This window comes from Janthinobacterium sp. FT14W, from assembly GCF_009208755.1.
GTDB classification, from domain to species: Bacteria; Pseudomonadota; Gammaproteobacteria; order Burkholderiales; family Burkholderiaceae_D; genus Janthinobacterium; species Janthinobacterium violaceinigrum.
Genome location: NZ_WFLL01000001.1, coordinates 211,667 through 224,889, shown reverse-complemented (window position 1 = coordinate 224,889; position 13,223 = coordinate 211,667). Strand labels below are relative to the sequence as shown.

The 13,223-nt window shown below is 65.7% G+C and carries 11 protein-coding genes; 1 reads left to right on the top strand and 10 read right to left on the bottom strand.

The genetic code is table 11. The features are described 5' to 3' along the window. Positions 1-12: 12 nt before the first annotated feature. The 7 genes from GCN74_RS00985 to GCN74_RS00955 all read right to left on the bottom strand — a co-directional run bounded on the left by GCN74_RS00985 (position 13) and on the right by GCN74_RS00955 (position 8,341). Positions 13-1,500, bottom strand: coding sequence for an aldehyde dehydrogenase (locus tag GCN74_RS00985; protein ID WP_152254921.1), 1,488 nt, complete (start codon positions 1,498-1,500; stop codon positions 13-15). Positions 1,501-1,536: 36 nt separating this feature from the next. After that, positions 1,537-2,382, bottom strand: a complete 846-nt coding sequence (locus GCN74_RS00980) for an ABC transporter permease (RefSeq protein ID WP_152254920.1) — start codon at positions 2,380-2,382, stop codon at positions 1,537-1,539. Then, complete coding sequence (locus tag GCN74_RS00975; RefSeq protein WP_152254919.1) at positions 2,379-3,308, bottom strand: ABC transporter permease subunit; 930 nt, start codon at positions 3,306-3,308, stop codon at positions 2,379-2,381. Before GCN74_RS00975 ends, GCN74_RS00980 begins: the two co-directional genes overlap by 4 nt. 7 nt (positions 3,309-3,315) lie before the next feature. After that, positions 3,316-4,464: an ABC transporter ATP-binding protein gene (locus GCN74_RS00970; protein WP_152254918.1), complete on the bottom strand. Its 1,149-nt coding sequence runs from the start codon at positions 4,462-4,464 to the stop codon at positions 3,316-3,318. Positions 4,465-4,667: 203 nt separating this feature from the next. Next, positions 4,668-6,128, bottom strand: coding sequence for an aspartate aminotransferase family protein (locus GCN74_RS00965; RefSeq protein ID WP_152254917.1), 1,461 nt, complete (start codon positions 6,126-6,128; stop codon positions 4,668-4,670). Between the two features lie 12 nt (positions 6,129-6,140). After that, positions 6,141-7,511, bottom strand: coding sequence for a glutamine synthetase family protein (locus tag GCN74_RS00960; RefSeq protein ID WP_152254916.1), 1,371 nt, complete (start codon positions 7,509-7,511; stop codon positions 6,141-6,143). A gap of 65 nt (positions 7,512-7,576) precedes the next feature. Next, positions 7,577-8,341 carry a gamma-glutamyl-gamma-aminobutyrate hydrolase family protein gene (locus GCN74_RS00955; protein WP_152254915.1) on the bottom strand — a complete coding sequence of 255 codons (765 nt, stop codon included), beginning with the start codon at positions 8,339-8,341 and terminating at the stop codon, positions 7,577-7,579. Between the two features lie 283 nt (positions 8,342-8,624). Between GCN74_RS00955 and GCN74_RS00950 the strand changes: the two genes are divergently transcribed. Further along, a complete protein-coding gene (locus GCN74_RS00950) occupies positions 8,625-9,770 on the top strand; it encodes an MFS transporter (RefSeq protein ID WP_152254914.1) in 1,146 nt (381 codons plus the stop codon). Positions 9,771-9,788: 18 nt separating this feature from the next. Here the strand turns inward: GCN74_RS00950 and GCN74_RS00945 are convergent, their stop codons facing one another. The 3 genes from GCN74_RS00945 to GCN74_RS00935 all read right to left on the bottom strand — a co-directional run bounded on the left by GCN74_RS00945 (position 9,789) and on the right by GCN74_RS00935 (position 13,148). Next, on the bottom strand, positions 9,789-10,640 hold the full coding sequence (locus GCN74_RS00945) for a hypothetical protein (RefSeq protein WP_152254913.1): 852 nt from the start codon (positions 10,638-10,640) through the stop codon (positions 9,789-9,791). After that, on the bottom strand, positions 10,637-11,203 hold the full coding sequence (locus GCN74_RS00940; protein WP_226938802.1) for a sigma-70 family RNA polymerase sigma factor: 567 nt from the start codon (positions 11,201-11,203) through the stop codon (positions 10,637-10,639). Before GCN74_RS00940 ends, GCN74_RS00945 begins: the two co-directional genes overlap by 4 nt. Positions 11,204-11,264: 61 nt before the next feature. Next, positions 11,265-13,148, bottom strand: a complete 1,884-nt coding sequence (locus tag GCN74_RS00935; protein ID WP_152254912.1) for a beta-propeller domain-containing protein — start codon at positions 13,146-13,148, stop codon at positions 11,265-11,267. Positions 13,149-13,223: the final 75 nt, after the last annotated feature.

Below are 13,223 nucleotides of genomic sequence, written 5' to 3'. Positions count from 1 at the left end.
CCCTTATAGAAATTAACCCACCTGTATCCACGTCGTCTTCAGTTCCGTGTATTTATCCAGCGCGTACAGCGACTTGTCGCGCCCATTGCCCGACTGCTTGTAGCCGCCGAACGGCACGGTGATGTCGTCGCCGTCGTACTGGTTCACGTGCACGGTGCCGGCGCGCAGCGCGCGCGCCGTCTGGATGGCCTTGCTGATGTCGGAAGTCCACACGGCAGCCTGCAAGCCGTACGGCGTGGCATTTGCCTGCTTTACCGCCTCGGCGATGTCCGTAAAGCCAAGCACGGACAAGACGGGTCCGAAGATCTCCTCGCGCGCGATCGTCATGCCGGCATCCACGCCGAAGACGGTGGGCTGCACGTAGTAGCCGCCCGTCTCCGTGCGCACGGCGTCGCCGCCGCCCAGCAGTTGCGCGCCCTCGTTCTTGCCCGCCGCGATATAGCCCATGACGGTACTCATCTGCGTGGCGTCGACGATGGCGCCCATGACGGTGGCTTCGTCGAGCGGGTCGCCCGGCTGGAAGCGGGGCAGCATGGCCAGCGCCTTGGCCAGGAATGCGTCCTTGATCGACTCTTCCACGAACAGGCGCGACGGCGCGTTGCAGCTTTCGCCCTGGTTGAAAAAGATGGCGCCGACGGCAGTGGCCACGGCCTTGTCCAGGTCCGGGCAATCGGCGCAGACGATGTTGGCGGACTTGCCGCCCAGTTCCGTCCAGGCCCGTTTCAGGTTCGACTGGCCCGCCATCTGCACGATCAGTTTCCCCGTGCGCGTGGACCCCGTAAAGCCGATGCAATCGACATCCATGTGCAGCGCCAGTGCGGCGCCCGCCTCGTTGCCGTAGCCGGGCAGCACGTTGAAGACGCCTTTCGGCACGCCCGCTTCCAGCGCGATATCGGCCAGGCGCAGGGCCGTTAACGGGGATTTTTCCGACGGTTTCAATATCACGCTGTTGCCGGCCGCGAGCGCGGGCGCGATCTTCCAGGCCGCCATGATCATCGGGTAGTTCCACGGCACGATGGCGGCGACCACGCCCACCGGTTCGCGCGTGATCAGCGCCAGGCTGTTGGCCGGCGTGGGCGCAATTTCATCGTAGATCTTGTCGATCGCCTCGCCATACCAGCGCAGGCAGTTGGCCGTGGCGCCCACGTCCACGCTCTGGCTGTACTTGATCGGCTTGCCCATGTCCAGGGTTTCCAGCAGGGCCAGCTCGGGAGCGTATTTCTGCACCAGGTCGGCAAACTTGATCAAAATCCGCTTGCGCTGCGCGGGAGACTTGCCCGCCCAGCGGCGGTCGTCGAAAGCGGCGCGGGCCGCCTGCACGGCCGCATCCACGTCTGCGCCATCGCAGCGCGCCACCGCCCCCAGCGAGCGCCCATCGATGGGAGACAGGTTGTCGAACGTCTGGCCGGAATTCGCCGCCATCCGTTCGCCATCGATGAAGGTACGGCCATCGATTTTGATCTCTGCGGCACGTGCGTGCCAGCTGGTGTTTTCCGTCATCGCCGTCTCCTGAAAGGTGAAGACGCCAGCTTACTCCTAGTCCGCCGAATACGCCGCAGACATCTGCTTGCGGCGTCTGCGGTCGGCGCGCGCCAGCATCACCGCGTACACGATTACGGCGATCGTCACGGCGAGGATGGTGAGCGCGGCGATGGCGTTCACGCGCGGGTCCAGCCCCAGGCGCGCGCGCGAAAAGATCACCAGCGGCATGGTCGTCGAGCCGGGGCCGGACAAGAAGGCCGACAGCACCACGTCATCGAGCGACAGGGTGAACGTCAGCAGCCAGGCCGAGGCGAGCGCTTGCGTGATGTTCGGCAGGGTCACGAGGAAGAAGACCTGATGCGCGCGGCAGCCCAGGTCCATCGCCGCCTCGGCCAGCGACTTGCTCATCTCCTGCAGGCGCGACTGCACCACCACGGCCGCATACGCCATGCCCAGCAGGGTGTGGCCCAGCCAGATGGTCAGCACGCCCCGCTCGGGGAAACCGAAGACCTTCTGCATGGACACGAGCATCAGCAGCAAGGACAAGCCGATGATCACTTCCGGCATCACCAGCGGCGCGCTGACCATGGACGAAAACAGCGTGCGGCCGCGGAAGCGCTGGTAGTTGGTCAGGGCAAAGGCGGCAAACGTGCCGAGGATGACGGAAGACGTCGCCGACATGAAGGCGATCTTCAGGGACAGGCCAAAGCCCGAGATGATTTCCGTGTCGCTCATCAACTCGCTGTACCAGCGCAGCGAAAAGCCGCTCCACACCATGTCCTGGCGCGAGCTGTTGAACGAGAAGACGATCAGCACGATGATGGGCAGGTACAGGAACAGATAGCCCAGCGAGAGCCAGCCGCGGCCGAACCAGCGCTGCAGGAAATTACGTCCGTTCATGCTTGTTTCTCCGCGTCCTGGTCCGTCTTGTATTTGTTAAAAATCGCCATCGGCACGAGGATCAGCAGGATCACCAGCACCGTCACGGACGAGGCCATTGCCCAGTCGTTGTTCGTGAAGTATTCATCCCACAGCACCCGGCCGATCATCAGCGTTTCCGGGCCGCCCAGCAGCTCGGGGATCACGTATTCGCCCACGGACGGAATGAACACCAGCATGGCGCCGGCGATGATGCCCGACTTCGACAGGGGCACGGTGATGCGCCAGAATGCCTGCAAGGGCGTGGCGCCCAGGTCGGCCGCCGCTTCCAGATAGCGCATGTCCATTTTGACCAGATTGGCGTACAGGGGCAGGATCATGAACGGCAGGTAGGCGTACACCATGCCGACGACCAGCGAGAACGAGGTATTCATCATGTGCAGCGGTTCGCTCACCACGCCCAGCGCCAGCAGCAGGTCGTTGAGCAGGCCGTGGTTGGCCAGGATGCCCTTCCACGCATACACGCGCAGCAGGAACGAGGTCCAGAACGGCAGCATCACCAGCATCATCAGCACGGGGCGGATCGACGGCCTGGCGCGCGCCATGAAGTAGGCGAACGGGTAGCCGATAAACAGGCAGATGGCCGTGGTAATGGCCGCGTACTTGATGGAACTGAGATAGGTAAGCAGATACAGTTCATCGGCGGCGATGAACAGGTAATTGGCGACTTTCACCTTCAGCACGACGATGCCGTCGACGTACGACAGCAAGCCGCCGAACGGACTGCCCGCCGTATCCATGTCGGACAGGCTGATACGCAGCACGATCAGGAACGGCACCAGGAAGGCGGCCGCCAGGAACAGCGAAGGCACGGCGATGACGGCATTGCGGCCCGTGAGCCAGCGCAGGGTGACGATGTGGCGCAGCGATTGCAGGAGGGACGTCATGATGGCCTCAGCTGGTCAGCACGACGATGTCGGCGCCATCCCACCATACCCACACGCGCTGCTCGCGCTCGAGGCGCGAGACATCGTGGCGGGCCGCGTTGGTGCGCGAGACTTTCACCACCGTGCCGCTGTCGAGGCGCACGTGGTAGCTGGTTTCATTGCCAAAGTACGCCATGGCGACGATCACGCCCTGGGCGCAGTTGTAGCCATGTTCGGCCGGCGATACGCGCTCTTCCAGGGCGGGGGGTTCGACCTGGATGCCGATTTTCTCGGGGCGCACGGCCACCGAGACATCCATGCCCAGGTTGCCCGTGATGCCGTGCGCGACATACTGGCGGCCGTCGGGCGTGTCGATGATCACGTGATCGGGTTCGTCTTCCGTGATGCGGCCATCGAACAGGTTGACGCTGCCGATGAAGTCGGCCACGAAGCGGCAGTTCGGCGTTTCATAGATTTCGCCGGGCGCGCCCACTTGCAGGATGCGCCCTTCGCTCATGACGGCGATGCGCGTGGCCATGCTCATGGCCTCGTCCTGGTCGTGCGTGACCATCACGCAGGTGACGCCCACCTGTTCGATGATGTTCACCAGTTCCATCTGCGTGCGCTCGCGCAGTTTTTTATCCAGCGCGCCCAGCGGCTCGTCGAGCAGCAGCAATTGCGGCCGCTTGGCCAGGCTGCGCGCCAGCGCCACGCGCTGCTGCTGCCCGCCCGACAGCTGGTGCGGCTTGCGCTTCGCGTATTGGCCCAGCTGCACCAGCGCCAGCATCTGCTCGACCCGCGCCGCCACTTCCGCTTTCGGCAAGCCATCGCGGCGCAGGCCGAAGGCGATGTTGTCCCACACGGACAGGTGGGGGAACAGCGCATACGACTGGAACATCATGTTGATGGGGCGCTGGTGCGGCGGCACATCGACGATGCTGTTGCCCGCCAGGGCGATACGCCCCGACGTCGGCGTCTCGAAACCGGCCAGCATGCGCAGCAGGGTCGACTTGCCGCAACCGGAACTGCCCAGCAAGGCGAAAATCTCGCCCTTGTTGATCGTCACGGAAATCGCATCGACGGCGCGCACGCCGTCGAATTCCTTGACCAGCTGATCAATCAGCAGAAAAGGCGCTTGGGCGTCGCTGGCCGACGCGGCAGGTGTTGCTATCGTCATGTGTGGGTAGCTTCTGGGTAAGAGGGTGTCAAAATGAAAAACTGGCCGCTATAGTAGCGGCCAAGATGGAAGTTTAGCGGAACTGCCGCGATTCTGGTCCAAAAAATGCGCAGATGGCGGCAATATTGGGCAAAAACCGACACCAGCCCAGGAGCAAACCCCGGGGTACGACCCCGGCCCTTGCGCTTGGGTGCAACGATCAGCTACACCCAGCCCTTCGCTTTCACTTCCGCATGCGTCCTGTCCAGGCACACCCGTATCAAGCCCAGCATCTCGTCGATCTGCGCACGCGTCATGACCAGCGGCGGGGCGACGATCATGCGCTCGCCCACGGCGCGCATGATGACGCCATTGTCGAACATGTGGCCGCGGCAGATCATGCCCACGCCCTGGTCCTCGTCGAACAGTTCGTTGTCATGCACGGTGGCGCCCTTCCGACGCACCAGGTTCAGGCCCGCGACCAGGCCGCAGCTGTCCGCGTAACCCACCAGCGGATGCTCGCCCAGGCTGGCGAAGCACTGCTTCAGGTACGGCCCCGTATCGTCGGCCACCTTGGCCACCAATTGTTCTTCCTCGATGATGCGGATGTTTTCCAGCGCAGCCGCGCAGGCGACGGGGTGGCCGGAATACGTGAAGCCGTGCGTGAATTCGCCGCCCTGTTCGATCAGGACCTTGGCGACGCGGTCGCCCACCAGCACGCCGCCCAGTGGCACGTAGCCAGAGGTGACGCCCTTGGCAAACGTGATCAGGTCGGGCCTGATGCCGAACAGCTCGGAGCCGAACCAGCGCCCCAGGCGGCCGAAGCCGCAGATGACTTCATCGGCAATCAGGAGGATGCCGTACTTGTCGCAGATGCGCTGGATCTCGGGCCAGTAGGTCGAGGGCGGGATGATGACGCCGCCGGCGCCCTGCACCGGTTCGCCGATGAAGGCGGCCACCTTGCCGGCGCCGATCTCGAGGATTTTGTCTTCCAGCCAGCCGGCCGCCTTGATACCGAATTCTTCGGGAGTCAAGCCATGGCCAGCCTCCAGATAATTGGGCTGGCCGATATGCGCGATGCCGGGAATCGGCAAGCCGCCCTGCGCATGCATGCCATCCATGCCGCCCAGCGATGCTCCCGCCACCGTGCTGCCGTGATACGCATTGTGGCGGCTGATGACGGTATGGCGCTCCTTGTGGCCAAGGATGTCCCAGTAGCGGCGCACCATGCGCAGATTCGTGTCGTTGCCCTCGGAGCCGGAACTGGTGAAGAACACATGCTGGAACTGCGGCGGAGAGATCTGCGCCAGCTTGGCCGCCAGCTGCGCGGCCGGCACGTTCGTCGTGCCAAAGAAGCTGTTATAGAACGGCAGCGTCTCCATCTGCCGGTACACGGCTTGCGAGATCGACGTGCGGCCATAGCCCACGTTGACGCACCACAGGCCCGACATGCCGTCGACGATCTTCCTGCCCTGGCTATCCCACAGGTAGACGCCGTCGCCGCGCACCATCACGCGCGCGCCCTTGCCGGCCAGGTCCTGGAAATCGGTGAACGGGTGCAGGTAGTGGGCCGAGTCCATCTGCTGGATGACGGCCGTGTCGTACACCTGCGGCGCCGCGTTTTTCTGCGCCACGGAGGCGACCAGCGCGGCGCCGGGCGCCAGCGGATTGTTTGTTGTGCTCATTGCGATCCTTTCCTAGACGTGGAGCAGCAGATGCTCGCGCTCCCACGGACTGATGACAGTCATGAATTCCTGGTGCTCGAGGTCCTTGATGGCCGCATACACGTCGATGAAGCGCTCGCCCAGCACCGTGCGCAGCTTGTCCTCCGCACGCAGCAGTTGCAATGCTTCGGGCAAGCCTTGCGGCAGCTCGAATTTCAGGTCATACGCGCTGCCCACCATCATCGGCGTCGCTTCCAGCTGCTCCGTCATGCCCAGGTAGCCGCAAGCCAGGGTCACGGCCAGGGCCAGGTAGGGATTCGCGTCGGCGCCGATGATGCGGTTTTCCACGCGGCGGTCCTGCACGCCCGACTCGGGCACGCGGAAGCCCACGGTGCGGTTGTCCAGGCCCCACTGGATGTTGATGGGCGCGGCCGTGTGGCGCACGATGCGGCGGTAGGAATTCACGTAGGGCGCAACGATGGCCATGGCCGACGGCATGTAGCGCTGCAGGCCCGCGATGTAGTGCTTGAAGATGGGCGCAGCCGAGCCATCCTCGTTGCTGAAGATATTCAGGCCCGTCTTCGCATCGACGACGCTCTGGTGCACGTGCATGGCGGAACCCGGTTCGCCCGCCATGGGCTTGGCCATGAAGGTGGCGTACATATCGTGTTTCAGGGCCGCTTCGCGCAGGGTGCGCTTGAAGAAAAACACCTTGTCGGCCAGGCCCAGCGGATCGCCGTGCAGGAAGTTGATTTCCATCTGTCCCGCGCCGATCTCGTGGATCAGGGTATCGACGTCAAGGTTCATCAGTTCGCAGTAATCGTAGATATCCTCGAACAGGGGATCGAACTCGTTGACGGCGTCGATGCTGTACACCTGGCGGCTCGTCTCGGCCCGCCCGCTGCGCCCGATGGGCGGTTTCAAGGGCAGGTCCGGGTCCATGTTCTTCGCCGTCAGGTAAAACTCCAGCTCCGGCGCCACCACGGGCTTCCAGCCCTTGTCCGCATACAGTTTCAGCACACGGCGCAGCACGGAGCGAGGAGCGAAATCGACCAGCATGCCGTCGGAAAAATAGCAGTCATGGATGACTTGCGCGGTAGGGTCCGTGGCCCACGGCACCATGGTGATGGTGGTGGGATCGGCCTTCAAGATCATGTCGCGGTCGGTGCTGGAAATGGCGCGGTCATAGCCGCCGTCGTCGACCGGGTAATTGCCCGTCACCGTCATGCCCAGCACCGCTTCCGGGATGCGCATGCCGCGCTCCTGGGTAAATTTCCCGCGCGGCAGGATCTTCCCCCGCGCCACGCCTGTCAGGTCGGGCACCAGGCATTCGATTTCCGTGACGCGCTTTTCATTGAGCCACAAATCCATGTCCGTATAAGTGAAATTTTCGCGTATTGCCATGTTTCCCTCTCGCTGGTCTTGCGCTTCTCTTGATCAAACGCCGCGTACCGCGGGCGGCGCGCCTGTCATCCTGCCTTCCTGTGCTGCTCCCGGTAATCGCGGCACGCCTGGCCGAAGGCATCGAACAGGCGCATCGACTGCGGGTTGTCTTCCACCTGCCATTCGGGGTGCCATTGCACGGCCAGGGTAAAACCGGCGGCGCTGGCCACCGTATAGGCTTCCACCAGGCCGTCGTCGGCCAGGGCTTCCACCAGCAAGCCGTCGGCCAGCCGGGCGATGCCCTGGCCATGCAGGGAATTGACCAGCATTTCGCTCGCGCCGCCCAGCAGCCGCGACAGCAGGCCTTCGGGCATCAGCTTGATGCGGTGCGCGGGCGCGTACTGGCGCGCCAAAGGATCGAACACGTTTTCGCGGTGGTCCTGCATGCCCGGCACCGCGTGCACGGCCTGGTGCAGGCTGCCGCCCAGCGCCACGTTGACTTCCTGGAAGCCGCGGCAGATGGCCAGCAGGGGCAGCTGGCGCGCCAGCGCGGCGCGGATCAGGGGCAAGGTGGTGGCGTCGCGCGCGGGGTCTTGCGGCAGGTCGGGATGCAGGATGTCTTCGCCATACAGGCGCGCATCGACGTTCGAGGCGGAACCGGTCAGCATGACGCCGTCGGCGATATGCAGCGCCGCTTCCAGGTCCGCAGCCGCGCCCAGGGCGGGCAGCAGCAGCGGCATGCAGCCGGCGCCGTGCAGCACGGCGTGCAGGTATTTGTCCTGCGCCATGTGCCAGGCGTGGCTGCCGAGCTGGCGCTGGCAGGCGGGGACGAGAACGATGGGACGGCGCATAGAGTGCTACCTCGCTGGCGTGACGATCCAATGACAGCGCATGACGGCGCTGCCGCTCGCTTCACTGTACCGCAGAGCCGCAGGCAGCGGCCACACCGATGGGCGTGGCCAGCGGCGGCACACATCGCCTACACTACGGCTTTGCAGTATTGCCTTTATTAAAATCATCATATGCCCGTCCGGCGCCAAACACCAGCGCCGCAGGCAAAGTCGCCCTTTTTCACATGCATCCACGCCACTTCCACGCCCTCCAGACCCCGTTTTCTCCCGTGCGGAGGCCAGCATGAAGCACATGCCATGGCGCGACTTCTTTGCCCTCGTGGTCAGCATCGGCGTGGTGGGCCTGGGCCTGGGCGCCACCATGCCGGTCACTGCACTGACCCTGCACCAGCGCGGCGTGGGCACGGACATCATCGGCATGATCACGGCCGTCAGCGCCCTGGGCATCCTGGCCGCCTCGCCGTTCGTCTCGGGCTGGGTGGGGCGCTTCGGCGCGCGCGCCACCATGCTGGGCGCCGTCTGGGCGGCGTCGCTGGCGACAGTCGCCATGCAGTTCACCGACCATCTGCTAGCATGGAGCGTGCTGCGTTTCCTGTTCGGCGGCGCCATGGGCGTGCTGTTTACCATCGGCGAGGCGTGGGTCAACCGCCTGGCGCCTGACAATTCGCGGGGCCGCGTGGTGGCCATGTACACCACCAGCTTTACATTTTTCCAGCTGATCGGCCCTGCCCTCGTGGCCCTGTTCAACGACAAGATCAGCTGGAGCTTCGCCGCCTGCGGCCTGCTGTTCCTGCTGGCCGTGCCGGGTCTGATGCTGATCTCGAACAGCGGCCCGGAAAGGGAGCCGGAAGAGCATGGCGTGCAGTGGACCCTGATCCTGCCGCGCATGCCGATGATCGTGCTGGGCGCCGCCTTCTTCGCCCTGTTCGATACCCTGGCATTGAGCCTGCTGCCCCTGTATGCGATGGAGCACGGCATCGGCACGGACCTGGCCCTGCTGTCGGCCACCGTGGTGCTGGTGGGCGACACGGGCCTGCAATTTGCGCTGGGCTGGATGGCCGACCGCTTCGGACGCGCCAGGGTGCACGCCGGCTGCGGCGTGGCCGTCTGCCTGCTGCTGCCGCTGCTGCCGTTCGCCGTCGGCACGCCGTGGCTGTGGTGGACCTTGCTGTTGCTGCTGGGCGCGGCGGCGGGCGGCATCTACATGCTGGCGCTGGTGGCCTGCGGCGAGCGGTTTACGGGCCTGTCGCTGACCAGCGCCAGCGCCATCGTCAACGCCACCTGGGGCATCACCAGCGGCGGCGGTCCCCTGCTGACGGGCGTGCTGATGCAGTCCGTGGGCGTGAACGCCTTGCCGGCCGTGATGTGGGTGTGCGCCGCCATTTTCGTGGGCAGCGCCGTGTGGGAGCGCAGGAAGGGGATCGTGTAGCCTGCGCGACCTTCTGCTCTACTTCTTTTCCAGCCGGTGCCGGAGTTCTTCGGCCACAGGATAATCGGGATACGCCTGCCTGAACGCGGCCCATTCCTCCTGCGCCAGCGCGCCTTCGCCTGCCTTGAGCAAGGCATCGATCTTCACCAGCCACACGGAGGCATCCAGTTTTGCCGGCGGCGGCAGCGGGATCGTACGTGCTGCAACGGGCGCGGGCATGGCCAGCGCGCGTTGCGCGGACGCCTGGCGCTGCAGGCCCGATTCGGCCTGCATGGGTTGCTCCATCGCCGCGGCAGGCGCCGGCGGGGGCGGTGGTGCAGGAGGAGCGATGGGTACCGTCGCCGTCAGCCGGGGCTCTGGCCGCAAGACAGGCGCCGGCGACGGCTCGGCCTGCGCCGGCGGCCTGGGCGCCATCTTGGCCAGTGCGCGCGGTGCCGGCGCTGCCGGCAATGGTGCTGGCTGCGGTGCTGGCTGCGGCGCCGCGTCGGCGGCCAGCGACGCAACAGACGCCGTGGCGGCAGGCGCGGGCATCACATCCTGCGTGACCGGTTCCCCCACTACGGGAAATTGCGCCGGCTTCGAGCCGAACCAGTCCACGCCGATCATGTTCACCGTCAGCAGCACGGCGGCGGCCAGGCCCAGCGGAACGCGCCAGCGCTGCAGGGAATCGGGCGCCTTTTTCGCCGGCAGGATGCGCAGCACGCCATCGGCGCTGTCGTTGGCCGCTGCCGGCTGCTGCAAGGCCTTTTCCGCATCGGCCAGGATGGCCGCATCGAGCGCGCTGGAAGGCGCCGGCTGCGGCAGGCTGGCCAGCAACGCGTTCAATTCCTCGTCGTGCCGTTCGTCGTTATCTTGATTGTGCGTATTCATGCCTGTCCTCCCGCGCCATTGGCACTGTCCAGTCCCGCCCGCAGCTTCTGCATGGCGTAGCGCAGCCGGCTCTTGACGGTTTCCGCTTCCGCCCCCGTCACCACGGCGATATCCTGGATGCTCATGCCGCTGAACTGCTGCAGCACCAGCGCTTCCTTTTGCTCGGCCGGCAGCGCCGCGATGGCCGCATGCAGCAGCGCGTGCTGCCGTTTCTGCTCCAGCGACTGCAGCGGCGATGCGCCCTCGTCCGCCAGCTCGCCCGTTTCCTCCTGTTCCTGCCCTTCCCGCTGGCGCAGCAGGTCGATCAGGCGGTTGCGCGCGATCTGGTACAGATAGGTGCGAAACGCGGCCTGCGGCTGGTAGCCCGTGCGCACCGCATGCAGGCTGGCCCAGGCATCCTGCACGATCTCGTCCACCCACGCGCGGCGCGGTGCGCGCCAGGCCACGAAGCGGTACAGGCCCTGGCTATGGCGCCGGTACAATTCGCGGAACGCCGGCAGGTCGCCGGCGCCGTAGCGCAGCATCAGGTCTTCATCCGTGGCAGTGAGTAGGGTGTCGGGCATGCGATCCAGTGTAGCCGAACTGCGCGGCAGCGACAAATGCCGCGCGTCGCTCGCCATCGCGTCAGCGTGCGGCTGGTGCATAGCTGATGCGGCGCACTTCGCGGACCTGCCCCTCCTTGAGCGCGCCTTCCACCAGTTCATAGCCGAGCAAGGCAAAGACCCGGCCCTGCAGGAACAGGGGACGCGCATTGCCATACCAGTCCACGCAGGACGCGCGGCAGCCATCGTCCGGGGGCTGGCCGGGCCGCGCCGCCAGCGCGCCCAGCTCCGTCAATTGCAAGCCGCTGTTGCGCAGGTACAGCACGGACGCCGATGACTTGTTCAAGCCTGCCCGCTCGTCCGCACCCAGGATGGGCAGGCCGATCACGCCCTCGTTTGCCGCTTGCGGCTTGTAGAAAAAGCCGTGGCTGCGCGATTCGCCCTGCGCCGCATCGGCGCGGATATAGCGCGTGGCAACCGCCGCCTGCGTCCCCAGGCGGATGCTGCTGAAATGCAGATCCTTGCCCTGTGCGCCGATTACCACGGCGTCATCGCCCAGCGCTTCGATGCGTTCCACGCCATGCGGCAGGGACAAGGCTTGCACGCTGCCCCCATCGGCCCAGCGCACGGCATACAAGGGCTGGCGCGGCCAGGCCTGGTCCGCCTTGCGGCGTCCGGGATTGCCCGGATTGCCGTACAACAGATACGCGCCCACATAGCGGTTCTGCAGTCCATAGCCGCCACCGCCGGGCAGCGGCTGGTAGCTGCCGGCCGGCGCGCTGTCGCGGCCATCGGAAAACGAGGCCAGGGGCACGCGCAGCAAGGCCATGTCGCCCTGGCCCCGCGTGCCATCCCACATGGCGTCGCCCTGCCCTTCGGCGCGCAGCAGGACGTTCAGGTGGCCGTCAGCGCTTTCCAGGAACGAGAACTGGTCGACGGGTGCGCCGGCCACTTTGAGGGCGCTGGGCGCGCTGCCGTCGAGGGGGATGCGGAACAGGCCAGAATCGCTGCCCCGGCGCGTCGTCCACACGTACACGGATTCGCCCGAGACGTAGAACACGCGCCCCTGCGGCCCCATGACGACGGTGGCTTCGCAGCGCATGTCGCGCTGCGCCAGGTCGCACACGGTGACCGTGTGCAGGGCCAGACTGGTACCCGGTTCCGGTTCTTCGTCGGTGCGGTAGATGCGCGTGGCCGGGGCGATGCGCTTGAAGTCCGATGGCACGGCATCGGGACGCCAGCGGCGCAGCGCGGGAAAGCCGCCGAACGGGTCGCCACGGCGCAAGTGCAGCGACAAGGGCGAATAGAACACCAGCTTGCTGCCGATCAAACGGCTGGCGTAATTGCGCGAGGAATAATAATCGTTGGAGCGCAGGTGGTAGGTGGAACGGTAGGCCAGCTTGCCGTCTGCCGCGATGTCGAACAGGCCGATCTCCGTGCCGCCGCGGCTGTAGCTGTAGCCGATCACCACCACCGTGTCGCCATCGATCAGCATCTCGTCATACCAGCTGCCCGACGGGTCGCTGCCAGGCGCGAACGCGTCGAGCGAGGCGACGGGCTGCAAGGCATTGCCGCCCACCTGCACGGTAAACAGCTTGCCGCGCCGGAGCATCACCAGGTGCTTGCCATGCAGCTTGACGATGCCGCCTTCGTCCACGCCCGCCGTCTGCACATTGGTGACCGATTCGGCCGCCTCCGCCGATGCCGCCGGTGCCGCTTTCGCCGCCATGGGCGCGGCCGGCGGCGCCGGCGGGGGCGCGGCCATGTACTGCGCCGTGGCGCGCTGCAGTTTCTGCTGCTTCAGCAGCAGCGCCTCCTGGCGTGCCTGCACTTGCTGCAGGTAGCTGCTCAGCGCCTGCTCGCTGACAAACGGCGCCAGGGTCTTGCGCGGCGCCGTGCCGGCGGCATGGCAGCCTGCCGACAGCAGCAGGGACAGTATCACGGTGATCTTGAGGGCGCTGGACATCGCTTCTTCTCCGCTTGGCTGGGGTGTCCAACATGAAACGCGGCGGCGGAGAAAAAGGGGTTAAATGCGCGTAAA

What these genes read in the sequence shown, in the direction of transcription:
- GCN74_RS00950 (WP_152254914.1), top strand. Translation starts at nt 8,625, where the DNA reads ATGAAGCACATGCCATGGCGCGACTTCTTTGCCCTCGTGGTCAGCATC.
- GCN74_RS00940 (WP_226938802.1), bottom strand. Translation starts at nt 11,203, where the DNA reads ATGCCCGACACCCTACTCACTGCCACGGATGAAGACCTGATGCTGCGC.
- GCN74_RS00970 (WP_152254918.1), bottom strand. Translation starts at nt 4,464, where the DNA reads ATGACGATAGCAACACCTGCCGCGTCGGCCAGCGACGCCCAAGCGCCT.
- GCN74_RS00935 (WP_152254912.1), bottom strand. Translation starts at nt 13,148, where the DNA reads ATGTCCAGCGCCCTCAAGATCACCGTGATACTGTCCCTGCTGCTGTCG.
- GCN74_RS00965 (WP_152254917.1), bottom strand. Translation starts at nt 6,128, where the DNA reads ATGAGCACAACAAACAATCCGCTGGCGCCCGGCGCCGCGCTGGTCGCC.
- GCN74_RS00980 (WP_152254920.1), bottom strand. Translation starts at nt 2,382, where the DNA reads ATGAACGGACGTAATTTCCTGCAGCGCTGGTTCGGCCGCGGCTGGCTC.
- GCN74_RS00975 (WP_152254919.1), bottom strand. Translation starts at nt 3,308, where the DNA reads ATGACGTCCCTCCTGCAATCGCTGCGCCACATCGTCACCCTGCGCTGG.
- GCN74_RS00960 (WP_152254916.1), bottom strand. Translation starts at nt 7,511, where the DNA reads ATGGCAATACGCGAAAATTTCACTTATACGGACATGGATTTGTGGCTC.
- GCN74_RS00955 (WP_152254915.1), bottom strand. Translation starts at nt 8,341, where the DNA reads ATGCGCCGTCCCATCGTTCTCGTCCCCGCCTGCCAGCGCCAGCTCGGC.
- GCN74_RS00945 (WP_152254913.1), bottom strand. Translation starts at nt 10,640, where the DNA reads ATGAATACGCACAATCAAGATAACGACGAACGGCACGACGAGGAATTG.
- GCN74_RS00985 (WP_152254921.1), bottom strand. Translation starts at nt 1,500, where the DNA reads ATGACGGAAAACACCAGCTGGCACGCACGTGCCGCAGAGATCAAAATC.